Source organism: Streptomyces sp. NPDC043685 (genome assembly GCF_056436585.1).
In genome coordinates, this window is the sequence record NZ_JBWKCH010000004.1 from 292,004 (window position 1) to 312,001 (window position 19,998).

Annotated in this window: 21 protein-coding genes; 10 read left to right on the top strand and 11 right to left on the bottom strand. The window is 72.2% G+C overall.

Annotation, left to right across the window (positions count from 1 at the left end; translation table 11 throughout):
* Nucleotides 1-233 precede the first annotated feature (233 nt).
* Nucleotides 234-1,613, bottom strand: coding sequence for a phosphatase PAP2 family protein (locus tag AC0665_RS14785; RefSeq protein ID WP_478705119.1), 1,380 nt, complete (start codon nucleotides 1,611-1,613; stop codon nucleotides 234-236).
* Between the two features lie 187 nt (nucleotides 1,614-1,800).
* Entirely contained in the window at nucleotides 1,801-2,646 is an 846-nt protein-coding gene (locus AC0665_RS14790; protein WP_478603258.1) for a LysR family transcriptional regulator, read from the bottom strand.
* Nucleotides 2,647-2,749: 103 nt separating this feature from the next.
* Here AC0665_RS14790 and AC0665_RS14795 point away from each other — a divergent pair, with 103 nt between their 5' ends.
* The 8 genes from AC0665_RS14795 (at nucleotide 2,750) to AC0665_RS14830 (ending at nucleotide 10,259) form a co-directional block, all read left to right on the top strand.
* A complete protein-coding gene (locus AC0665_RS14795) occupies nucleotides 2,750-3,475 on the top strand; it encodes an SDR family oxidoreductase (protein ID WP_468634771.1) in 726 nt (241 codons plus the stop codon).
* Nucleotides 3,476-3,907: 432 nt separating this feature from the next.
* Complete coding sequence (locus tag AC0665_RS14800) at nucleotides 3,908-4,111, top strand: cold-shock protein (protein ID WP_070024256.1); 204 nt, start codon at nucleotides 3,908-3,910, stop codon at nucleotides 4,109-4,111.
* A gap of 186 nt (nucleotides 4,112-4,297) precedes the next feature.
* Nucleotides 4,298-5,788 carry a DEAD/DEAH box helicase gene (locus AC0665_RS14805; RefSeq protein ID WP_468408319.1) on the top strand — a complete coding sequence of 497 codons (1,491 nt, stop codon included), beginning with the start codon at nucleotides 4,298-4,300 and terminating at the stop codon, nucleotides 5,786-5,788.
* A gap of 81 nt (nucleotides 5,789-5,869) precedes the next feature.
* Nucleotides 5,870-6,103 (top strand): CBS domain-containing protein, encoded by a 234-nt coding sequence (locus AC0665_RS14810; protein WP_468408317.1) that lies wholly within the window; start codon nucleotides 5,870-5,872, stop codon nucleotides 6,101-6,103.
* 478 nt (nucleotides 6,104-6,581) lie between these two features.
* Nucleotides 6,582-6,932 (top strand): MerR family transcriptional regulator, encoded by a 351-nt coding sequence (locus AC0665_RS14815; RefSeq protein ID WP_468408315.1) that lies wholly within the window; start codon nucleotides 6,582-6,584, stop codon nucleotides 6,930-6,932.
* Between the two features lie 235 nt (nucleotides 6,933-7,167).
* Nucleotides 7,168-9,231 carry a discoidin domain-containing protein gene (locus AC0665_RS14820; protein ID WP_478603255.1) on the top strand — a complete coding sequence of 688 codons (2,064 nt, stop codon included), beginning with the start codon at nucleotides 7,168-7,170 and terminating at the stop codon, nucleotides 9,229-9,231.
* 19 nt (nucleotides 9,232-9,250) lie between these two features.
* Nucleotides 9,251-9,847, top strand: a complete 597-nt coding sequence (locus AC0665_RS14825; protein ID WP_478705120.1) for a TetR/AcrR family transcriptional regulator — start codon at nucleotides 9,251-9,253, stop codon at nucleotides 9,845-9,847.
* Between the two features lie 124 nt (nucleotides 9,848-9,971).
* A complete protein-coding gene (locus AC0665_RS14830) occupies nucleotides 9,972-10,259 on the top strand; it encodes a DUF4190 domain-containing protein (RefSeq protein ID WP_363117404.1) in 288 nt (95 codons plus the stop codon).
* Between the two features lie 132 nt (nucleotides 10,260-10,391).
* Here the strand turns inward: AC0665_RS14830 and AC0665_RS14835 are convergent, their stop codons facing one another.
* The 4 genes from AC0665_RS14835 to AC0665_RS14850 all read right to left on the bottom strand — a co-directional run bounded on the left by AC0665_RS14835 (nucleotide 10,392) and on the right by AC0665_RS14850 (nucleotide 14,745).
* Nucleotides 10,392-11,525 (bottom strand): FAD-dependent oxidoreductase, encoded by a 1,134-nt coding sequence (locus AC0665_RS14835; RefSeq protein ID WP_478603251.1) that lies wholly within the window; start codon nucleotides 11,523-11,525, stop codon nucleotides 10,392-10,394.
* Between the two features lie 40 nt (nucleotides 11,526-11,565).
* Nucleotides 11,566-12,009, bottom strand: a complete 444-nt coding sequence (locus AC0665_RS14840; RefSeq protein ID WP_478603249.1) for a hypothetical protein — start codon at nucleotides 12,007-12,009, stop codon at nucleotides 11,566-11,568.
* A gap of 189 nt (nucleotides 12,010-12,198) precedes the next feature.
* Nucleotides 12,199-13,407: a cation:proton antiporter gene (locus AC0665_RS14845; protein WP_478705121.1), complete on the bottom strand. Its 1,209-nt coding sequence runs from the start codon at nucleotides 13,405-13,407 to the stop codon at nucleotides 12,199-12,201.
* A 552-nt stretch (nucleotides 13,408-13,959) separates the two neighbouring features.
* On the bottom strand, nucleotides 13,960-14,745 hold the full coding sequence (locus AC0665_RS14850) for a helix-turn-helix domain-containing protein (RefSeq protein ID WP_478603244.1): 786 nt from the start codon (nucleotides 14,743-14,745) through the stop codon (nucleotides 13,960-13,962).
* A gap of 70 nt (nucleotides 14,746-14,815) precedes the next feature.
* Here AC0665_RS14850 and AC0665_RS14855 point away from each other — a divergent pair, with 70 nt between their 5' ends.
* Complete coding sequence (locus AC0665_RS14855; protein ID WP_478705122.1) at nucleotides 14,816-15,649, top strand: phytanoyl-CoA dioxygenase family protein; 834 nt, start codon at nucleotides 14,816-14,818, stop codon at nucleotides 15,647-15,649.
* The gene (locus AC0665_RS14860) at nucleotides 15,646-15,921 is read left to right on the top strand and encodes a hypothetical protein (protein ID WP_468408299.1); all 276 of its coding nucleotides are present in this window, start codon (nucleotides 15,646-15,648) and stop codon (nucleotides 15,919-15,921) included. The genes AC0665_RS14855 and AC0665_RS14860 overlap by 4 nt, the downstream gene beginning before the upstream one ends.
* A gap of 100 nt (nucleotides 15,922-16,021) precedes the next feature.
* Here the strand turns inward: AC0665_RS14860 and AC0665_RS14865 are convergent, their stop codons facing one another.
* From AC0665_RS14865 to AC0665_RS14885, 5 genes are all read right to left on the bottom strand, one after another.
* Nucleotides 16,022-16,210, bottom strand: a complete 189-nt coding sequence (locus AC0665_RS14865; RefSeq protein ID WP_363117397.1) for a hypothetical protein — start codon at nucleotides 16,208-16,210, stop codon at nucleotides 16,022-16,024.
* 109 nt (nucleotides 16,211-16,319) lie between these two features.
* Entirely contained in the window at nucleotides 16,320-17,522 is a 1,203-nt protein-coding gene (locus AC0665_RS14870) for an acyl-CoA dehydrogenase family protein (RefSeq protein WP_478705123.1), read from the bottom strand.
* Nucleotide 17,523: 1 nt separating this feature from the next.
* Nucleotides 17,524-18,474, bottom strand: coding sequence for a 3-hydroxyacyl-CoA dehydrogenase NAD-binding domain-containing protein (locus AC0665_RS14875; protein ID WP_478705124.1), 951 nt, complete (start codon nucleotides 18,472-18,474; stop codon nucleotides 17,524-17,526).
* The gene (locus AC0665_RS14880) at nucleotides 18,471-19,217 is read right to left on the bottom strand and encodes an acetoacetate decarboxylase (RefSeq protein ID WP_468634754.1); all 747 of its coding nucleotides are present in this window, start codon (nucleotides 19,215-19,217) and stop codon (nucleotides 18,471-18,473) included. Before AC0665_RS14880 ends, AC0665_RS14875 begins: the two co-directional genes overlap by 4 nt.
* Before the next feature lie 7 nt (nucleotides 19,218-19,224).
* Nucleotides 19,225-19,998: a crotonase/enoyl-CoA hydratase family protein gene (locus AC0665_RS14885; protein WP_468634752.1), complete on the bottom strand. Its 774-nt coding sequence runs from the start codon at nucleotides 19,996-19,998 to the stop codon at nucleotides 19,225-19,227.

Genomic DNA, 19,998 nt, shown 5'->3' on the forward strand with positions numbered 1-19,998 from the left:
TCGACCGTCCACATTGTGCCCATGGCCGGGATCGTCCGGGACGCCTTTCCACCGATCGACCGTGCCCCGACCGAGGGAAGGGTGGTCACGGCGTTCGAGGGCCCGCACGGAAGCGCCCCTCCACTGCGCGGTCGGCCCCCCCCCCAATGGTCCCGGCCCCCGATCACTCCACCCCGGCGCCCACCCCGGCCGCGACGTTCGCACGGGTCGTACGCGGACTGAGGGAGGCCGCCTCAGCGGAGCTCCGGGGAAGGGGTCTGCCGGTCCGCGGGACCCGTTCGCTCTTCGTCGGGCAGGGCGTCGTCGGCGGCGGCTCGGGGCCCGGGCGGGCGTGGGGAGGGGAGGACGGTGGAGTGCGCCGGGTGGCTGTTCCACCGGGCGGTGGTCCGTACATAGCCGTGGATCACCGACGCCATCGCCAGGAGGAGCAGGGGCCCGGACACCACCGGGTGCCGGGCCATGTCCATCGGCAGGTAGCGGTACGACAGCAGCAGCGCGGTGAAGACCAGGGTGCCGTGGGCGACCAGTGCCGCCCCTCGCCGGTCCCAGCCGTGCTCCTGCGCACGCAGGGCCGCCTCGATCGTCAGGGCGAAGACCACGCCGGCGACGAGGTCCACGCCGTAGTGGTAGCCGAAGCCGAGCGTCGCGGCCAGGGTGGCGACCAGCCAGAAGGTGCCCGCGTGGCGCAGCAGGCGCGGGGCCCCGCGGGTGTGGACGAAGATCGCGACGGCCCAGGCCGTGTGCAGACTGGGCATGCAGTTGCGGGGGGTGAGCCCGTCGTACGTCATCGGGGCCGGGGGCGTGACCGGCAGCGGTGTGTGCGGCCACAGGTTGGCCGCCGCCCACTCCACGCCACCCGTGCCGGAGGCGCCCGGGCCGTAGGCGAAGACCGGCCCGACCACCGGGAAGAGCATGTAGATGCCCGGCCCGAGCAGGCCGATCACCAGGAACGTGCGCACCAGGTGGTGGCGCGGGAAGCGGCGCTCGGCCGGCACGTTGCGCAGTTGGTGGAAGGCGACGACGACCGCGGCCACCGCGAGCTGGCCGTAGACGAGGTGGAGGACGTGGGAGCTGATCGGCTCGGTGGCCTCGACCAGCCGGCCCGCCAGCCAGGACGGGTTGCCGAGCGCGTGATCGGCCATGGCCACGTACTGGTCGAGGACCGTCGGGCGGGTCTTGGACGTGATGAACAGCCAGGTGTCGCCGGTCTTGCGGGCGGCCACCAGCAGCAGGCCCAGTCCGACGCCCTTCAACAGCAGGACCCGTTCGGTGCCGGTGCGGCGCGTGACGGCGACGACCGCGAAGCCCAGCATCACCCACAGCGCCCCGGTGCCGAAGGCCCGGCCCTCGGACAGGTCGGCGTCGGCGGCCCATCGCACCGGCAGCAGGACGGCGTCGATGGCGAGGGCGGCGCCGGCGGCGATGAAACGCTGCCGCCAGGTAAGCACCACCATCATCAGGAGCAGACCGCCGTAGAGCGGGCCCGGCTTGGGGGCGAAGACCAGGGCCTGCACCTGGGTGGTGATCGGGCCCGGTTCGCCGTAGCCGCGGGCCGCGATCTCCAGGGCGGCGAGGAAGCCGCACCCGATCACACCGGCCGTGATCCACAGCATCGCCCGCCAGTGGCGCCACGCGCCCCATGGCGTCCTGCCGCCTCTCCCGGACAACACCCGCGATGCTCTGGTTATCAATCGTCTGGCCGATTCATCCGAATGGCTGGGGTAAGCGATGGTGAGTCCACCGCGAGTTCGAACATGCTAACGGAGCGCCGCGGCCCGGCCCCCGTGTCGGACGGGACGCTCACGAACTCACCCGCATCGCCGTCCGCACCAGCCCCGCCACGGCCAGGGATCTGCTGTGGGGCGGCCAGGCGATCACGGTGGTGACCGCCGGTGCGTCCAGCACCGGTACGGCGGCCAGGCCCTCGCGCAACTGGGCCCGGCACGACTCCGGCGCGATCCAGCAGGCGCGGCCGAGGGCGATCAGCTGGAGCAGTTGCGCGTGGTCCCGGGCCTGGGGACCGGGGCCGTCCGGGTAGGTGCCGTCGGGTCCTGGCCAGCGTGGCATCGGCAGGCCGGGCAGGCCGGTGACGTCGGCCGTACGGACGTGGGGGCGCTCGGTGAGGGGGTGCCCGGCCGGGAGGACCGCGACCTGGCCCTCCGTGCGGAGCTCCTCGGTGTCGAGACCGGCCGTGGTGTCGAACGGCAGGTGCAGCAGCGCCACGTCGGCCCGGCCGTCGCGCAGCATCGGCCCCTGCTCGCCCACGCCGCACAGCAGCAGATCGACGGTGACCGCGTCGGGCTCGGCCGCGTAGGCGTCGAGCAGCCGGGCCAGCAGTTCGCCGGACGCTCCGGCCTTCGTGGCGAGGACGACGCCGGCCCGGCCGGTCGCGGCGCGGCGGGTACGGCGTTCGGCGGCCTCGACGGCGTCGAGCGCCGCCCGGGCCTCCCGCAGGAGCACCGCCCCGGCCTCCGTCAGCGTGACCGCGCGGCTGGTGCGTTCCAGCAGCGGTGCCTCGAGGCGCCGTTCGAGCCGGGCGATCGCCCGCGACAGCGGGGGCTGCGCGATGCCGAGCCGCTCCGCCGCCCGCCCGAAGTGCAGTTCCTCGGCGACGGCGACGAAGTACCGCAACTCCCTTGTCTCCACGGCGGCATGCTACTGCCGCGACCTCGGTCGATACCGGTGCGGTATCGGCGCCCACCCGATCGGTGTTGGCCGCCCGCCACCGGGCGCGGACAGGATCGACGGCATGAGCGAACAGACCATCGCGCTGGTGACCGGCGCGAACAAGGGCATCGGATACGAGATCGCGGCCGGCCTGGGGGCCCTCGGCTGGCGGGTCGGGGTCGGCGCCCGGGACCGGGAGCGGCGCGAGACGGCGGTGGCGAAACTGCGGGCGGCCGGCGTCGACGCGTTCGGCGTGCCGCTCGACGTGACCGACGACGCGAGCGCGGCCGGCGCCGCCCGGCTGATCGAGGAGAGCGCCGGGCGTCTCGACGTGCTGGTCAACAACGCGGGGATCACCGGCGACGGGGCGCAGGCGCCCACCTCGGTCGACCTGGCGACGGTGCGGGCGGCCGTGGAGACCAACGTGCTCGGCGTCATCCGCGTCACCAACGCCATGCTGCCGTTGCTGCGCCGTTCGGCCTCGCCCCGGATCGTGAACATGTCGAGCGGGGTCGGCTCACTCACCCGGCAGACCACGCCCGGTGGCGAAACGGGCCCGATCTCCGCCGCCTACACACCGTCGAAGACCTTCCTCAACGCCGTCACCGTCCAGTACGCCAAGGAGCTGCGCGACACCGGCATCCTGATCAACGCCGCCTGCCCCGGCTACTGCGCGACCGATCTGAACGGGTTCCGCGGCGTCCGCACCCCGGAGCAGGGCGCCGCGGTCGCGATCCGGCTGTCGACGTTGCCCGACGACGGTCCGACCGGCGGCTTCTTCGACGACGAGGGAGTGGTGCCCTGGTAGGGACGCCGTCCGGCGGAGTGCGCCGGGACACTCCGGCGGCACCCCGATCGGAGGAATGTGACCTACGTCGCGGGAGCGGGGTCCCGGCGCGTCAGCCGCCCCTCGCGCCGACGAGGGCGGAGACGGTCGCCCGCCCACTGTCCGAGGAGGTCACAGCGCCGAGGTCCGCAGGCACGGCAGGAAGGTCTGCGTCCCCGGAGGGCAATATCTGTGCTCACAAAATGAGAAAGAGAAGCGGGACCCACCGAGTATTCCTCGAACACCGCTCTGAACACAAATTCCGCACACCACAGGCCCGATGGCCCCGTGCTACTGTCGATCTCAGTTGCAGGTGTGGTTGCCAGAAGGTTCATTTCCTACGGGGTAATCATCACGGCGACACGGAATGCACACAGGGTGCATTCCCGAAACCGCCTCCGAAGGAGAAACAAAATGGCTACTGGCACCGTGAAGTGGTTCAACGCGGAAAAGGGCTTCGGCTTCATCGAGCAGGACGGCGGCGGCGCCGACGTCTTCGCCCACTACTCGAACATCGCCACCTCCGGCTTCCGTGAGCTGCTGGAAGGCCAGAAGGTGTCGTTCGACATCGCGCAGGGCCAGAAGGGCCCGACGGCCGAGAACATCGTTCCCGCCTGACACCCGCGCTCGCGCACATTTTTCGCAGCTGGGGCCCGCACCTCTGGGGTGCGGGCCCCAGCTCGCTGTTTTTTTCACCGCCGGTCATATCCGGCCGCATCGACTTCGGCTCGTTTCGAGATTCTCCCTGCGCCGCTCCTCTGCTGCGGGATTTCCTTGCCACGCGCCCGTCAAGGAAGGTCCCGCATGAAGCGTGCCCACACATCCCGTACCCGTGACCGTTTCTCCACAGGCGCAGGCGAGGGCGGCAACCGCCGTTCCGGTGGCCCCCGCCGCTCCCAGGGCTACGGAAGCCGCCGTGCTCCGCAGGGCGAGTTCGCCCTGCCGAAGACCGTCACGCCCCCGCTGCCCGCCGTCGAGTCGTTCGCCGATCTCGACATGCCCGCGCGGCTGCTGGCCACGCTCGGCCGTGAAGGCGTGACCGCGCCGTTCCCCATCCAGGGCGCGACCCTGCCGAACTCGCTGGCCGGCCGTGACGTGCTCGGCCGTGGCCGCACCGGCTCGGGCAAGACCCTGGCCTTCGGTCTCGCCGTGCTGGCCCGTACGGCGGGGCGGCGCGCCGAGCCGCGGCAGCCGCTCGCACTCGTCCTGGTGCCCACCCGTGAGCTCGCCCAGCAGGTCACCGACGCCCTCACGCCGTACGCCCGCTCCGTGAGCCTGCGCCTGGCCACCGTCGTCGGCGGGATGTCCCTGGGCAGGCAGGCCAGTGCGCTGCGCGGCGGAGCCGAGGTGGTCGTCGCGACCCCCGGACGCCTGAAGGACCTCATCGACCGGGGCGACTGCCGGCTGGACGAGGTCGCGATCACCGTCCTCGACGAGGCCGACCAGATGGCGGACATGGGCTTCATGCCGCAGGTCACCGCCCTGCTCGACCAGGTGCGCCCGGACGGCCAGCGGATGCTGTTCTCCGCCACCCTGGACCGCAACGTCGACCGGCTGGTCCGCACGTACCTGAGCGACCCGGTGGTGCACTCCGTCGACCCCTCAGCGGGCGCGGTCACCACCATGGAGCACCACGTCCTGCATGTGCACGACGCCGACAAGCACCGGACGACCACGGAGATCGCGGCGCGGGACGGGCGGGTGATCATGTTCCTCGACACCAAGCACGCGGTGGACCGGCTGACCACGCACCTGCTGAGCAGCGGCGTGCGCGCCGCGGCCCTGCACGGCGGCAAGTCCCAGCCCCAGCGGACCCGGACCCTCGCCCAGTTCAAGCGCGGGGACGTGACGGTCCTGGTGGCCACCAACGTCGCCGCCCGCGGCATCCACGTCGACAACCTCGACCTCGTCGTCAACGTGGACCCGCCCAGCGACCACAAGGACTACCTGCACCGCGGCGGCCGTACCGCCCGCGCCGGCGAGTCCGGCAGCGTGGTCACGCTGGTGACCCCGGGCCAGCGTCGCGGTATGAGCCGGCTGATGTCGTCGGCGGGCATCATCCCGCAGATCGCCCAGGTGCGGTCCGGCGAGGCGGAGCTGAGCCGCATCACCGGCGCCCAGGCCCCCTCCGGTGTCCCGGTCGTCGTCGCGGCGCCGCGCGCGGAACGCCCCCGCGGCGCGTCCGCCCCCTCCCGGGGCCGCCGCGGCCGACGCCCCACCGGCCAGGCCCGGCCCGCCGGTGAGACGGCCCGCCCGGCGGGACAGCGGCGCACCGGCTCCGGTTCGGCCGCGTAGGGCCCCGCGCCCGCCGTCCCTCCCCGCGGCACCTCACCGCACCTCACCGCATCCGTCGGCCCCTCTCGCCAGGAGACCTCCATGACGCCGGTTCAGACGCAGCACCATGGCCCGGTCCACGCACCGTGGATCCGGGACGACATGACGGTCGAGGTGGCGCTGTCCCTCATGGCCGGCGCCCGGGTCGACCACCTCGTCCTGTGCGACGGGGACGACCAGAGCACGGGTCTGGTCACCCTGGCCCGGCTCACGGCGCTGCGGGACGCACCCACCTACACGGACCGGGTGCGGCTCCGGGACGTTCCGGAGCGGTGAGCCACCGGCGGGTGACCGCCACCGAGACCCAGTGAGGGCCCTGCCGACGCGCGTCGGCAGGGCCCTCACTGTCATGTCACCGGCCTGCCGCCCCGCTGCCCCTCAAGCCCGGGCCGGAAGAATCCTTCGCCACGCGCCCGCCAAAATCTGTCTTTGTGAAGGTAGACATTGGCACCCCCCGCCGTTACGCTTTTTCTCGTTGACACAGTCAGGTGAGACGCGAGGAAGGACGGAGGAGCAGACGCCATCAGGATCGCCCGGCCCGGGAGGCTCTCGGTCCGGGTACCGCAAGACCCCGGAATGGATGGTGGTCCCCGGTCACGCAGCCGCGATCCCCGCACCCCTCCCGTCGTCGGGCCGGGTAGCGGAAACAGAAGGTCGGCACAGCATGAGGGCCGACAGATGGTGTTGAATTTCCTTCGGGGCCCTGGTGCCGTACGGCACCAGGGCCCCTCGACGCGTTGTACTACGAGGTGACATGGAAGCAGATACCCCGCTCAGCGACCGGCTGGACGACGACGACTACCCCGCCTACACCATGGGCAGGGCCGCCGAGATGCTCGGCACCACCCCCGGATTCCTCCGGGCCATCGGTGAGGCCCGTCTCATCACTCCGCTGCGCTCGGAGGGCGGACACCGGCGGTACTCCCGCTACCAGCTGCGGATCGCCGCGCGCGCCCGTGAGCTCGTCGACCGGGGTACGCCGATCGAGGCCGCCTGCCGCATCGTCATCCTCGAGGACCAGCTCGAGGAGGCCCAGCGCATCAACGCCGAGTACCGCCGTGCCGCGCAAGAGGCGGCCGCCGGTTCCGAACCCGGCCAGGGCTGATCACGCCCCAGCCGGGTGCCGGTCATCCGCCTCCACGCGACCCCAGGTCGGCGGCCTGGGGTTTGTTGCTGCCCCGGCCCACTCGCGGTGCGGCCGGGGGCGAATCGGCGGCCCCGTCATCAGGTCAACCGTCCCGGACCCTTGACTCGTCCAGCGGAAGTGGCGATTCTCGTCGCACACTTTGCGAGGTCATGACAAGACGACCGCGCGACCCGCCGATCGAGGGACGTGGGCTGTGACCGGTTCCGGACGCCCGTACCGCAGACACAAGAACGTCACCGTGGTGTCGCTCCTCCTGCTCGTGCTGTCGGTCGCGCTCGGCCCCACCCCGAGCTCCGCGGCCGGGAACGACTGGTGGGACCCGGCCGCACGGCCCGCCCCGGACTCCCGGATCAACGTCACGGGCGAGCCCTTCACCGGCACGAACGCCGCGGGCGAGGTGCGCGGGTTCGTCGACGCGCACGACCACATCTTCGCCAACGAGGCCTTCGGCGGCCGTCTGATCTGCGGCAAGGCCTTCTCCGAGCAGGGCGTGGCCGACGCGCTCAAGGACTGCCCCGAGCACTACCCGGACGGCTCGCTCGCGATCTTCGACTTCATCACCAACGGCGGCGACGGCAAGCACGACCCGACCGGCTGGCCCACCTTCAAGGACTGGCCGCGGCACGACTCGCTGACCCACCAGCAGAACTACTACGCCTGGATCGAACGGGCCTGGCGCGGCGGGCAGCGGGTGCTGGTCAACGACCTCGTCACCAACGGCGTGATCTGCTCGGTGTACTTCTTCAAGGACCGTCCCTGCGACGAGATGACCTCCATCCGGCTCCAGGCCAGGCTGACCTACGACATGCAGGCCTACGTCGACCGGATGTACGGCGGGCCCGGCAAGGGCTGGTTCCGGGTCGTCACCGACAGCGCACAGGCCCGCCAGGTGATCGAGCAGGGCAAACTCGCGGTGATCATGGGCGTCGAGACCTCCGAGCCCTTCGGCTGCAAGCAGGTCCTCGACATCGCGCAGTGCAGCGAAGCGGACATCGACAAGGGGCTCGACGAACTCCACGCGCTCGGCGTGCGCAGCATGTTCCTGTGCCACAAGTTCGACAACGCCCTGTGCGGGGTGCGCTTCGACTCGGGCGCGCTCGGGACGGCCATCAACGTCGGGCAGTTCCTGTCGACGGGCACGTACTGGAAGACCGAGAAGTGCGCGGGCCCGCAGCACGACAACCCGATCGGCAACGCGGCGGCGCCCGCCGCCGAGAAGAAGCTCCCGGCGGGCGAGGAGGTCCCCTCGTACAGCGCCGACGCGCAGTGCAACGTGCGGGGGCTCACCGACCTCGGCGAGTACGCGGTGCGGGCCATGATGAAGCGCGGCATGATGCTGGAGATCGACCACATGAGCGTCAAGGCCACCGGCCGGGTGCTCGACATCTTCGAGTCCGAGTCCTACCCCGGCGTGCTCTCCTCGCACAGCTGGATGGACATGGACTGGACCGAGCGGGTCTACGGCCTCGGCGGATTCATCGCCCAGTACATGCACGGCTCCGAGGGCTTCGTCGCGGAGGCGAAGCGCACCGAGGGCCTGCGGGACAAGTACGGCGTGGGCTACGGCTACGGCACCGACATGAACGGTGTCGGCGGCTGGCCGGGACCGCGCGGCGCGGACGCCCCGAACAAGGTCACCTACCCGTTCAGGAGCGTCGACGGCGGCTCGGTCATCGACCGGCAGACCACCGGCGAGCGCACCTGGGACCTGAACACCGACGGCGCCGCCCACTACGGCCTGGTCCCGGACTGGATCGAGGACATCCGCCGGGTCGGCGGCCAGGACACGGTCGACGACCTGTTCCGGGGCGCCGAGTCCTACCTCGACACCTGGGCGGCCTCCGAGAAGCACGAGTCCGAGACCAACCTCGCGGCCGGTGCCGCCGCGTCGGCCAGTTCCTCGGAGTGGAGCCTGTTCACGAGTTACCGGCCCCACCGGGCCGTCGACGGTGACCGCGGCACCCGCTGGGCCAGCGACTGGAGCGACGACCAGTGGTACCAGGTCGACCTCGGCTCCGCCCGGACCGTCGGGCGGGTCACCCTCGACTGGGAGCGCGCCTACGCGAGGTCGTACCGGATCGAGCTGTCCACGGACGGCACGAACTGGCGCACCGCCTGGTCCACGACCGCCGGTGACGGCGGCCTGGACACCGCGCGGTTCGCCGGCACCCCGGCCCGCTACGTCCGCGTGCACGGCCTGGAGCGCGGCACCGGCTGGGGCTACTCCCTGCGCGAGGTCGGCGTCCACGGCGGCTGACGGCCACGAGAGGGGCTCCATGGCACGGTTGCCGTCCGCCGAGCGGCGGCGACAGCTCACCGAAGCGGCGATCAGGGCGATGGCCCGGGACGGCGTCCCCCGGACGACCACCCGGTCCATCGCCGCCGAGGCGGGCGTCTCGCTGAGCGTGGTCCATTACTGCTTCGACTCCAAGCAGCAGTTGATCGAGTCCGTCATCACCACCATCACCGGGCACTACGTGGCGGTGGTGACGGAGGCCCTGCGGCCCCGCGCCACGCTGGAGGAGACCGTGCGGGCCGGTTTCCAGGCCTACTGGGACCACGTCCGGGCCCATCCCGACGAGCACATGCTCACCTACGAACTCACCCAGTACGCCCTGCGCACGCCCGGTTTCGAACAGCTGGCACGCCGTCAGTACGAGCTCTACGCCGAGACGTACGCCGAACTCATCGACCGGCTGCGGCGGGCCATGGGGCTGCGCCTGCGCGTCCCCGTCCCCGCCCTGGCCCGTTACCTCGCCGCCATGACCGACGGCCTGACGCTCAACTACCTCGTGCTGGGCGACGACTCGGCCTGGACGGGCATCCTCGACACCGTCACCGAGCACATCGCCGGGCTGGTGCACGAGAGCTGACGGGGACGCTCTCCCCGAATCGGTTGTCATGGGAACGCCACAGAGGGGCATTCGAACAAAACAAGTCGAAAGTGAGGAGAGCGCGGCCCCTTCGGTCCGTGCCATCGACAACTGGGAGTGTTCCATGGCGAGTTACGGCGGTTCCTCTGCCGCGTCCTCCGGTTCGCGCACCAACGGCCTGGCGATCGCGAGCCTGTGCTGCGGCATCATCGGCCTGTTCCTGCTGAACATCATCCTGGGCCCCCTGGCCATCGTCTTCGGTGTCGTCGCCCGTCGGCAGGCATCGGTCAAGAACGGCGCCGGCATGGCGAAGGCCGGCATCATCCTCGGCATCGTCGACGTGGTGCTGTGGCTCGTGATGCTGGCCGTGGCCACCAGCAACGGCGGATTCAGCTGGTACGTGGGCGGCTGACCGCCCGTACGGACCGGCGCGGGGCATGCGGGTGGGCGGGTGAGTGGTGAGTGCGGTCCGCATGCCCCCTGCCGGACGACGTTCTCGCGCAGTGAGAGCTGCTCGGGGCCGGTGGCGGCACCGGCCCCGAGGTCAGCGGCCGTCCCACTCCAGCCGGCGGACCAGGTCCTCGTCCCCGGGGCGGGGCGCCGGCGTGGCCGGGCGGGTGCCGGTGCGCCGGGAGATGTCGCCGCTGACGGTGATGTTGTGTTCCACGCGAGGGCGGCGCAGGCTCTCGTACGTGGTCAGCGCGGTGCCGGGGTCCGGGGCGTCGCGCAGGGACTTGGCCAGGACGACGGCGTCCTCCAACGCCATCGAGGCGCCCTGGCCGGTGGCCGGGGAGGCCGCGTGGGCCGCGTCGCCGACGAGCAGGCAGCGGGCCGAGCGCCAGGGCATCCCCTTCGGCAGTTCCATGGCGTCGGTGGCCAGGAGGTCGTCGGCCGTGGCTTCGACGATGCCGGCGGCGGGGGTGGCGTCCTCGCGCAGGAGCGTGACGAGGCGGTCGCGCATGCGGGCGGGGGTGTCGTGCGCGGTCTGCCGTGAGGGCCGCGGGTCGGCGGCCACGCGGGCGAACCAGTAGGTCTCCCCCTCGGGGGACACGGTGAAGCCGAAGGCGACGGACGCCCCGCGGACGAACGTGATGAGGTCGCTCGGGGCGGTGCCGGGGGCGTCGGCGGTGCGGCCGTAGAAGACCTGCTCCCCGGCGTGGACGGGACGGGCGGTGGGGGCGATCGACCGGCGGACGGTGGAGTGCAGGCCGTCGGCGCCGACGAGCAGGTCGCCGGTCACGGTGCCGCCGTCGGCGAAGGACGCGGTGACCGAGTCCGGGCCGTCCTCGACGGAGACGAGGCGGGCGCCGTGCCGGATCGGGATGCCTCTGCGGGCCGCCTCGGTCTGGAGCGCGACGTTGAGCTCGCCGCGCCGCAGGCACCGGTACCGCAGGAGGGGGTCCCGCGCTTCCCCGAGGGGCCGGGCCACGCGCTGCGTGCCGGAGCCGTCGAGCATCCGCATCCCGGTCAGCGGGAAGCCGAGAGCGGTGACCGCGGCGGCGGCGTCGAGCTGCACGAGGGCCCGCATGCCGTTGCTCGCCAGGGTGAGGAACGCGCCGATGTCCTCGGCCGCGTCGGGGTGCGCCTCGTGCACCGTGACGGCGAATCCGGCCTTGTGCAGGGCGAGCGCCGTCGCGGTACCGGCGACTCCGCCGCCGATGACGAGTACGTCCCCCACAGCGCCCTGTCCCTTTTCTTCCCCTCGGCCTGACCCGGTGTCAGGAGCCGTACGGTACGCCGCCGGTGTCCGGCCCGGGCCCTGAACGGCCGGGGGCCAGGCGGCGGTAGGCCGCGCGGGCGTGGACGAGCCGGGCCAGGGCGGTGCCGACGAGGGCGGCGGTGAGCAGGCAGGCCAGCCAGGTGGTATCGCGGTGGCCCGCCCAGGTGAGGGCTCCGGCGGGCGGTATGGCGAAGCCGTTGAGGAACAGCCAGCACAGGGCCGCTGTGCCAGGGGCGGCCGTGAACCGTGCGCACAGGCCCAGCAGGGCGGCCAGCAGGGACAGCGCGGGCAGGGCCAGCTCGGGCCGGTCCGGCCCCACCACGGTGTTGACGAGCGCCACCAGCACGAGTGCGCCACCCCCGGCCCCGGCCCACACCAGCGGCGTGGCCACGGGCTGGGGGACGGGCCGCGCTCCGGTGCCCAGGGGTTTCCACTCGATCATGCCGGCGCATCCTTCCGGTCCTCCTGCACGGCGATTCTCCCCCGGCCCTGCCGCTCCCAGGGGGTCCTCGCCAGAGTGCCGGTACGGCCCCGTCCGGGGAACACCCGATCCGGACAGCGGGGCGGCCCGCCCGGGCGGTCGAGGGGGCGTGCTTCCCGTGCCGTGCCGGTGAGGCGGGTGCGGTGTGGGTCAACGGTGGGCCGGGGCCGGGCCGTTGGCGGGTTCCGTGAGCGGTGGGCGGCGTGTCGCGCGGTGCGTGACGCGGGTGGCCAGGGGTTCCGTCCAGCGGGTGGCCAGGGGGCCCAGGACGACCAGGATCAGGACGTAGGCCGTGGCCAGGGGGCCGATGCGGGGTTCGGCGCCGACGGCGAGGCCGGCGATGACGATGGAGAACTCGCCGCGGGCGACCAGCGTGCCGCCCGCCCGCCAGCGGCCCCGGGGCGAGATCCCGGCGCGGCGGGCCGCCCAGTAGCCGGTGCCGATCTTCGTCAGGGTGGTGACGGCGGCCAGGGCGAGCGCGGGCAGCAGGACGGGTGGGATGGCGGCCGGGTCGGTGTGCAGTCCGAAGAAGACGAAGAACACCGCGGCGAACAGGTCCCGCAGCGGGGTGAGGAGACTGCTGGCGCCCTCGGCGACCTCGCCGGACAGAGCGATGCCGACCAGGAACGCTCCGACGGCCGCGGAGACGTGCAGGTGCTGGGCGAGACCCGCCACCAGCAGGGTCAGTCCGAGGACGGCCAGCAGGAGCATCTCGGCGCTGTCCGAGGACACCGCGCGGCTGACCAGCCGGCCGTGCCGCAGGGCCACGTAGAGGACGGCGCCCACCGTGCCGAGCGAGATCAGCAGCGTCACCGCGCCGCCCGTGAGGCCCGCCCCGGCCAGCAGGGCGGTGAGGATCGGCAGGTAGACCGCCATGGCCAGGTCCTCCAGGACCAGTACGCCGAGGACGACGGGGGTCTCGCGGTTGCCGAGCCGCCGCAGGTCGCCCAGCACCTTCGCGATGACCCCGGACGAGGAGATCCAGGTGACCCCGGCCAGGGCGACGGCGGCCACCGGTCCCCAGCCCAGCAGGAACGCCATCACGGCACCCGGCACGGCGTTGAGGACGAAGTCGACGGCGCCGGAGGGGTATTGGGTCTTCAGCGTGGTGACGAGTTCGGAGGCGCTGTACTCCAGGCCGAGCAGGAGCAGCAGCAGGATGACGCCTATCTCGGCACCGGTGGCGACGAACTCCTCGCTGGCGCGCAGCGGCAGGATGCCGCCCTGGCCGAAGGCGAGTCCGGCCAGCAGGTACAGGGGTATGGGCGAGAAGCCCACCCGTCCGGCGAGGCGTCCCAGGAGCCCCAGGGCGAGGATGATCGCCCCGAGTTCGATGAGCATGGCGGTGGTGTCGTGCACGGGCGTCTGACCTCCGTCGATCGGGTCTGCGGCGTCTGTGCCATTGCGGGTGCGACGGCCTGACCGGCGGCGGGCACGGACGCCCGGCGGGTCGGCTCGGTGAACGGTGAGGTGGGGGCGTGACCTCGCGCCGGGACGGCCGGGGATCCGGATCAGGCGGCGTCACGGCGCCGGGCGCGTGCTCCGCCCCCGGCGGTCGCCGGCCGGGACGAACGCCCCGTGCCGACGCGTCGGGCGTACGCGTCACACGTCAGAAGGACGGGAAACCGCTCACGCGGCGCGGTCGGTATCAGGGACGCCGTCACGGGCGGCGTTGTGGACGCGGACGGGAACCACTCGCCCCATGCCACGCCCCCCTCACGCCTGCCCGGTCACCGGGCGGCCACTGTGCCGACGAACTGAGCGGCCGCATGCCGACGACGACTGTGCACGGCCACGCTCAAGCGAGCGTAAGAGCTCGGTAAAGAATCCTAGCGCACGTCAACCGCCTCTGATCGGACGGGAGTTCTGAAGGGGGTAGGCGACGAGCCGCTCAGCCGGCCGCGAGACAGGTCATGCCATCCCGTTGCGCCGCACGGCACGCGGTGACGCTCCGAGTTCGCGGCGGCAGGTCTTGTTGAACGCCTGGAGGTCGGGAATCCCGACCGTCGCCGCGACGGCAGGGATGGCCAGTGTCGAGGCGATGAGCAGATGGCGGGCGCGCTCCATGCGGCGGCGCCGGACGTAACCGACGACCGTGAGCCCGGTGTCCTCGCGGAACAACCGGGTCAGGTGCGTGTGCGACACCCCGGCGGCCCGGGCGATCGCGGGGACGCTGAGCGGGTCGGCCAGATGCTCCTCGACATGGGCCATGGCCGCCCGCAGCGCCGGGTGGCGGGCCGCGGAGGGCGTCTCGGTGGCCTCGGCCAGGCCGGTCGTACGCCACAGCACCGTCCACAGTTCGGCGGAGGCCCGGGCCGGGGACTGCGCGCCGGCCGCGATCGTCTGACGCAGCAGTGCGCTCAGTACCGCCGCCTCCGCGCCCGCGTCCTGCATCACCGGCAGCCGGCGCCGCTCCCCGTCACCCGGCAGCCGGAAGTGGGCGTACAGGTGCTCGCAGCGCGCGGCGTCGTAGTGGAAGTGCACCTCCGTGCCGGGTGGGACGAGGCTGAGGTACCCGGGGCGGATCGGGTGGCGCGCGCCGCCGAACTCCAGGGTGCCGGAGTATCCGTAGAGGTGGAGCTGCCACAGCCGGGGCAGGCGGAAGACCTCGTGCGGGCCGGCGGAGCCGTGCACGCCCACACCGGCGTGCACCAGGTCCGGCGGCCGGTCGAGGGCCACTTCCACGAAAGTCGGCATGGTGGAAAATTACCAGTGGTTGCCGATTACGCCCCACCCCCGGCCGTCCTCGCGCTTCTACGGTTGCGTCATGCCAACCACAAAAAAGCTGTTGAGCTCCGTCGAGGTGGCGCGGTTCGCCGCCCAGGGATTTCTTCGCCTCGACGGCGTCGTGCCCGGGGAGATGAACGACGAGGCGCTCGCTCTCTTCGCCGCGGGGGCGCTGCCCGCCGTCCCGTACGGCACTCCCGTGCCGGCGGCCTTCCCCGCGGGTTCCTTCACCCGGCGGCTTCTCGGACTGCCCGTCGTGGCGGGCGCGCTGGAGAGTCTGGTGGGGCCGGATCCGGCGGTCGACCACCACTTCGTGCACACCCGCCCGCCCAAGGAGGGCAGTGCGCAGCCGTTGCACGCCGACGCCCTCATCGACGTGCGGGCCGACGCGTTCGACGTGCAGCTCATGTACTACCCGCAGGAGGTCACCGCCCAGATGGGCGGCACGCTCGTCGTCCCGGGCAGCCATCTGCGCCGCACCAACGAGTCCGACACCGGCCGCTACCAGAACCTGCGCGGCCAGACCCGGCTGACCTGCCCGGCCGGCACCGTCCTGCTGCTGCACCACGGCATCTGGCACGGCGGGCGGCGCAACGACAGCGACACCGTCCGCCACATGTACAAGATCCGCTTCAACCCGACCGTGCCGCAGGTGCGGCTGTGGGACACGGCGGACCTGAACTCTCCCGAGGTCAGCGAGGAGTTGCGGCGCACGTTCCCCTGGTACGAGCACGCCACGGGGCGGCTGGAGATCCACAACCGGATCCTGCTGTGGCGCTCCCTGTCCGGCGACCCCGGCTTCGACATCGACCACTGGGCCACCCGCATCACCAACCGGCCCGCCGCCCCCACCGCGCAGAGGAGCACCGCATGAGCACCACCCGGCAGCAGGTCCTCGTCCTCTACCTCAACACCTCGGCCCTCGACTCCGAGGTCGTCGGATGGGCGCGCTACGACGGCACGGGCTCGACCCGCCCGACGACCGGTGACAGCGACGAACCCCCGTACGAGACGGGGGTCGGCGCCCTGGAGGACGGCTGGCGCCTGTTCCAGGCGGCCCAGCTCGTGCCGCCGTATCCGGGGTCGGAGCACACCACGTCGTTCCTCAAGCACGAGTTCTTCTTCGAGAAACTCGTGCAGCAGTAAGGCCGACCGGTCACGGCCGCCGCGGCGGGAGGCCTCCTCGGCGGTGGGACGTCCGCGAACGCCCCGGCAGGCCGCCGCGCCCCGAGCGATCGGGACGCGTCTACCGCTTTTGCGCCCGGTAGCGCTTCAACAGCGCGGTGATCCGCGTCGGGTCGGCCCGGCCGTTGAGTTCGGTCAGCAGCTCGTCGGGGCACAACTCGTACAGGTCGCCCCACCAGCGGCGCCCCCGGTTGTCCCAGATGCGGTAGCCGCCGGGCACGCCCCTGGCCACGTAGCGTCTTCTGCTCATCGCGGCGACCGTACGCACTCCACGGCCGGCCGGCCACGCAATATTCCGGCCGGCAGGACGAAACCCCGGGTGCGGACCCGGGGTTGGTTCGTTCCGATGTGTGTCACGGTCAGACGAAGGCGCTCTGGCCGGTGATCGACTTGCCGACGATCAGGGTGTTCATCTCGCGGGTGCCCTCGAAGGAGTAGATGGCCTCCGCGTCGGCGAAGAAGCGGGCGATGTCGTGGTCCAGCAGGATGCCGTTGCCGCCGAAGATCTCGCGGCTCCAGGCCACGACCTCCCGCATCCGGGCGGTGACGAACGCCTTGGCCAGGGCGGAGTGTTCGTCCTTGAAGATGCCGGCGTCCTGGAGCCGGGCGAGCTGCACCAGCATCCCCCAGGACGCGGTGATGTTGCCGAGGCTCTTGACCAGCAGGTCCTGCACCAGCTGGAAACCGCCGATCGGGCGGCCGAACTGACGGCGCTCCCGGGCGTAGTCCAGGGCCAGTTCGTAGGCGCCGGCCATGACGCCGAGGGCCTGCCAGGCGACCCCGGCGCGGGTGGCGCGCAGGATCTCGGCGACGTCCCGGAAGGAGTTGATGTTCTGCAGCCGGTTCGCCTCCGGCACCCGGACGTCGGTCAGGGTGATCTCGGCGTTCTCCACGATCCGGAAGGCGAACTTGTCCTCGATCTTCACCGGGTCGAAGCCGGGCATGTCCTTCTCGACGACGAATCCCTTGACGTGGTTGTCGTCGACGTCCCGGGCCCACACCACGACGTAGTCGGCGAAGGTCGCGTTGCCGATCCACTTCTTGGCGCCGTTCAGGACCCAGGTGTCGCCCTCGCGCCTGGCGGTGGTGCGCATGCCGCCCGCGACGTCCGAGCCGCCGAGGGGCTCGGTCATCGCGAACGCGCCGATCTTGTCCATGGCGGCCATCTCCGGGAGCCAGCGGTCGCGCTGCTCCTGGTCACCGCCGGACTCGATGGAGTACATCGCCAGGCCGTTGTGGACGCCGAAGAAGGTGGACACCGAGGCGTCGGTGCGGGCCATCTCCATGGCCATCGTGCCGCTGAGCAGGTTGCTGACGGCGGGACGGTGCTCGCCGTAGCCCTCGTAGGGCAGCCCGGCGAGGCCGCTGTCGCGGAACAGGCCGATGAGCTCCGTCGGGAACTCGCCCTTGGCCCAGTTGTCGTTGACCAGCGGCTTGACCTGGTCGCGCATGAGGGCGCGGGCCTTGAGGAGGAGCTTGCGCTCGTCGTCCTCCAGCAGCGACTCGTAGCCGTAGAAGTCGGCGGGCAGCTGGTCCTCGAACGGTTCCATGGTGGTGGTCATCTCAGTTCTCCTCCTTCTCGGTGCTGTCCAGGGCGGCCAGGACAGCGAGCTGCCTGCGGTCGCGCGTCTCGGTGAGTTCCGAGTACGTGGAGGAGCCGTAGGCCTTTTCCACGGCTTCGACGAGCCGTTCCTGTCGTTCCTCGTCGAGCTGCGGGGTGCCGCCGCCCGCCCCCGTCCGCTGCATGGACGCGCCGATGTGCGCGACCAGGTGCCGGTAGCCGCCGGGGCCGCCGCCCAGGTGCGAGCCGAGGAACGGCCCGACCGTGGCCCAGCGCAGCCCCAGCGAGTTGGTCATGACCTTGTCGAGCTCCTCGGGGGTCACCACGCCCTGGTCGACGAGGTACACCGCCTCGCGGCTGAGGGCGTTCTGCAGGCGGTTGCCGACGAACCCGGGGATCTCCTTGCGCTCGACGACCGGGGTACGGCCGACGGAGGCGTAGAAGTCCACCGCGGCCCGCACGGCTTCCTCGCCGGTGCGCTCGCCCGGCACGACCTCGACCAGCGGGACCAGGTGCGGCGGGTTGAAGGGATGGCCGATCAGCACGCGGGCGGCGTCCTCCTCCGCCAGCTCCCCCGTGAACGCGGTCGACGGGATCGCCGAGGACGAGCTGAGCAGCAGGGCGTGGGCCGGGGCCTCGCGGGCGAGGGTGGCGAACAGGTCCTTCTTGAACCCGGCCCGCTCGGGGCCGTTCTCCTGGACCACGTCGGCGTCCCGGACCGCCTCGCTCACGTCGGCCGCGATGTGGACCCGGTCGGCGAGGCCGGTGACGTCCAGGCCCCGGACGGCCAGGTGCGGGGCGTACTGCTCCAGGGCCTCGGAGACGGCCTCGGCGAGGTCCTCGCGCGGGTCGCTCACCCGGACGGTCAGGCCGTGTGCGGCGAACAGGGCCGTCCAGGACAGTCCGATGGTCCCGGCGCCGATCACCGCGGCCGTACGGAAGGTGCGGGTCATGACGCGGCTCCCTTCAGGTAGTCGTGGACCGGCTCGGCGCCCGCGAGCGTCAGGTCGGTGAGGATGTGGCTGGCGGAGACGACCTCCAGCACCGGCAGGTCGGCCAGCGGCGCGAGCACGTGCTGGAACAGCTGGAGGCGGGCGGGGCCGGTCCAGGCCTCCTTGACGGTGAGGTCGGTGATGCGGGTGCGCACGAGTTCCTGCACGCGCGGCATGCCGTCGTACCCGGGGATCGTCTTGAGCATGAAGGTCGGCACACCGATCTGCTCCTCGGCCTCGCGCCGGTCCAGCTCGTGGTGCTTGTAGCCCATCGTCGCGGTGGCGACCCGCAGGCTGCCGTGGTCGAGGGTGCCGACGAGCGCTCCGGAGTCGACGTACAGCGAGGGCGAGCCGATGACCTTCGGATAGGCGGAGACCTCACGCCCGGAGGCGGTCGCCGGGAAGTTGTCGAGGTACATGGCGTGCAGGTACTCGCCGCGCTCGCCCTCGAAGCCGACGGGGATGGCCTGGCCGGCCTCGGTGTAGGGGCCGTAGCCGCTGACGTCGCCCATCTTCATGACCTCGAACCTCACCAGCGGCTCGTCGATCCGCAGGGGCTCGGGGACCACGGCCCGCAGTGCGTCGGGGTCGGTGCGGTAGACGACGTTGAGGTACTCGCGGTCGGTGAACCGCGGGACCGTCGGCGCGTACGCCGGGCTGGTGAGCGGGGTGGTGAGGTGCTGTCGTACGTCCTCGGTCCTCATGCCGGCCTCACCGCCCCGTCCACCGCGCGGGGCGGCGCTCGGCGAAGGCGGTCATGCCCTCGCGGACGTCGTCCGAGGCCATCAGGGTCTTCATCTCGCCGCGCTGGAAGGCGAAGGCCTCCTCGTCGGAGGCTCCGTCGGCGGCGCGGACGACCCGCTTGACGGCCGCGAGGGCGAGCGGGGCGTTCTCCGTGACCCGTTCGGCCAGCCGGAGCGCCTCGGCGACGGCCTGCCCCTTGCTCGTGACCCGGTTGGCCAGACCCAGTTCACCGGCGCGGCGGCCGTCGACGGGTTCGCCGGTCAGCAGCAGTTCCATCGCGAGGTGGTACGGCACGCGCTGCGGCAGGCGGATCACCCCGCCGCCCGCGGCGATCAGGCCGCGCTTCACCTCGGGCAGGCCGAACCGGGCGTCCTCGGCGGCGACGATCAGGTCGCAGGCCAGGGCCAGTTCGAAGCCGCCGCCCATGGCGAAGCCCTCCACGGCGGCGATGAGGGGCTTGTCCGGCCGGGCCTCGGTCAGGCCGCCGAAGCCGCGGCCCTCGACCTCGGGCGACTCGCCGCGCAGCGCGGCCTTGAGGTCCATGCCGGCGCTGAACGTCCCGCCCTCGCCGGTCAGGACGCCGGCCCGCAGCGTGGGGTCGGCCTCCAGCTCGTCGAGTGCGGCGGCCAGGGCGGTGGCGGTCGCCGCGTTCACGGCGTTGCGGGCCTCGGGGCGGTCCAGGGTGATCAGCAGGGTGGAGCCGATGCGTTCGGTGCGCACGGGGGGTGTGGGGGTGCTCAT

Bases quoted from the DNA above. Each gene is read 5' to 3' on its own strand.
- AC0665_RS14785 (WP_478705119.1), bottom strand. From the start codon at position 1,613: ATGCTGTGGATCACGGCCGGTGTGATCGGGTGCGGCTTCCTCGCCGCC.
- AC0665_RS14795 (WP_468634771.1), top strand. From the start codon at position 2,750: ATGAGCGAACAGACCATCGCGCTGGTGACCGGCGCGAACAAGGGCATC.
- AC0665_RS14800 (WP_070024256.1), top strand. From the start codon at position 3,908: ATGGCTACTGGCACCGTGAAGTGGTTCAACGCGGAAAAGGGCTTCGGC.
- AC0665_RS14805 (WP_468408319.1), top strand. From the start codon at position 4,298: ATGAAGCGTGCCCACACATCCCGTACCCGTGACCGTTTCTCCACAGGC.
- AC0665_RS14810 (WP_468408317.1), top strand. From the start codon at position 5,870: ATGACGCCGGTTCAGACGCAGCACCATGGCCCGGTCCACGCACCGTGG.
- AC0665_RS14815 (WP_468408315.1), top strand. From the start codon at position 6,582: ATGGAAGCAGATACCCCGCTCAGCGACCGGCTGGACGACGACGACTAC.
- AC0665_RS14825 (WP_478705120.1), top strand. From the start codon at position 9,251: ATGGCACGGTTGCCGTCCGCCGAGCGGCGGCGACAGCTCACCGAAGCG.
- AC0665_RS14830 (WP_363117404.1), top strand. From the start codon at position 9,972: ATGGCGAGTTACGGCGGTTCCTCTGCCGCGTCCTCCGGTTCGCGCACC.
- AC0665_RS14840 (WP_478603249.1), bottom strand. From the start codon at position 12,009: ATGATCGAGTGGAAACCCCTGGGCACCGGAGCGCGGCCCGTCCCCCAG.
- AC0665_RS14850 (WP_478603244.1), bottom strand. From the start codon at position 14,745: ATGCCGACTTTCGTGGAAGTGGCCCTCGACCGGCCGCCGGACCTGGTG.
- AC0665_RS14855 (WP_478705122.1), top strand. From the start codon at position 14,816: ATGCCAACCACAAAAAAGCTGTTGAGCTCCGTCGAGGTGGCGCGGTTC.
- AC0665_RS14860 (WP_468408299.1), top strand. From the start codon at position 15,646: ATGAGCACCACCCGGCAGCAGGTCCTCGTCCTCTACCTCAACACCTCG.
- AC0665_RS14865 (WP_363117397.1), bottom strand. From the start codon at position 16,210: ATGAGCAGAAGACGCTACGTGGCCAGGGGCGTGCCCGGCGGCTACCGC.
- AC0665_RS14870 (WP_478705123.1), bottom strand. From the start codon at position 17,522: ATGACCACCACCATGGAACCGTTCGAGGACCAGCTGCCCGCCGACTTC.
- AC0665_RS14875 (WP_478705124.1), bottom strand. From the start codon at position 18,474: ATGACCCGCACCTTCCGTACGGCCGCGGTGATCGGCGCCGGGACCATC.
- AC0665_RS14880 (WP_468634754.1), bottom strand. From the start codon at position 19,217: ATGAGGACCGAGGACGTACGACAGCACCTCACCACCCCGCTCACCAGC.
- AC0665_RS14885 (WP_468634752.1), bottom strand. From the start codon at position 19,998: ATGAGCACCCCCACACCCCCCGTGCGCACCGAACGCATCGGCTCCACC.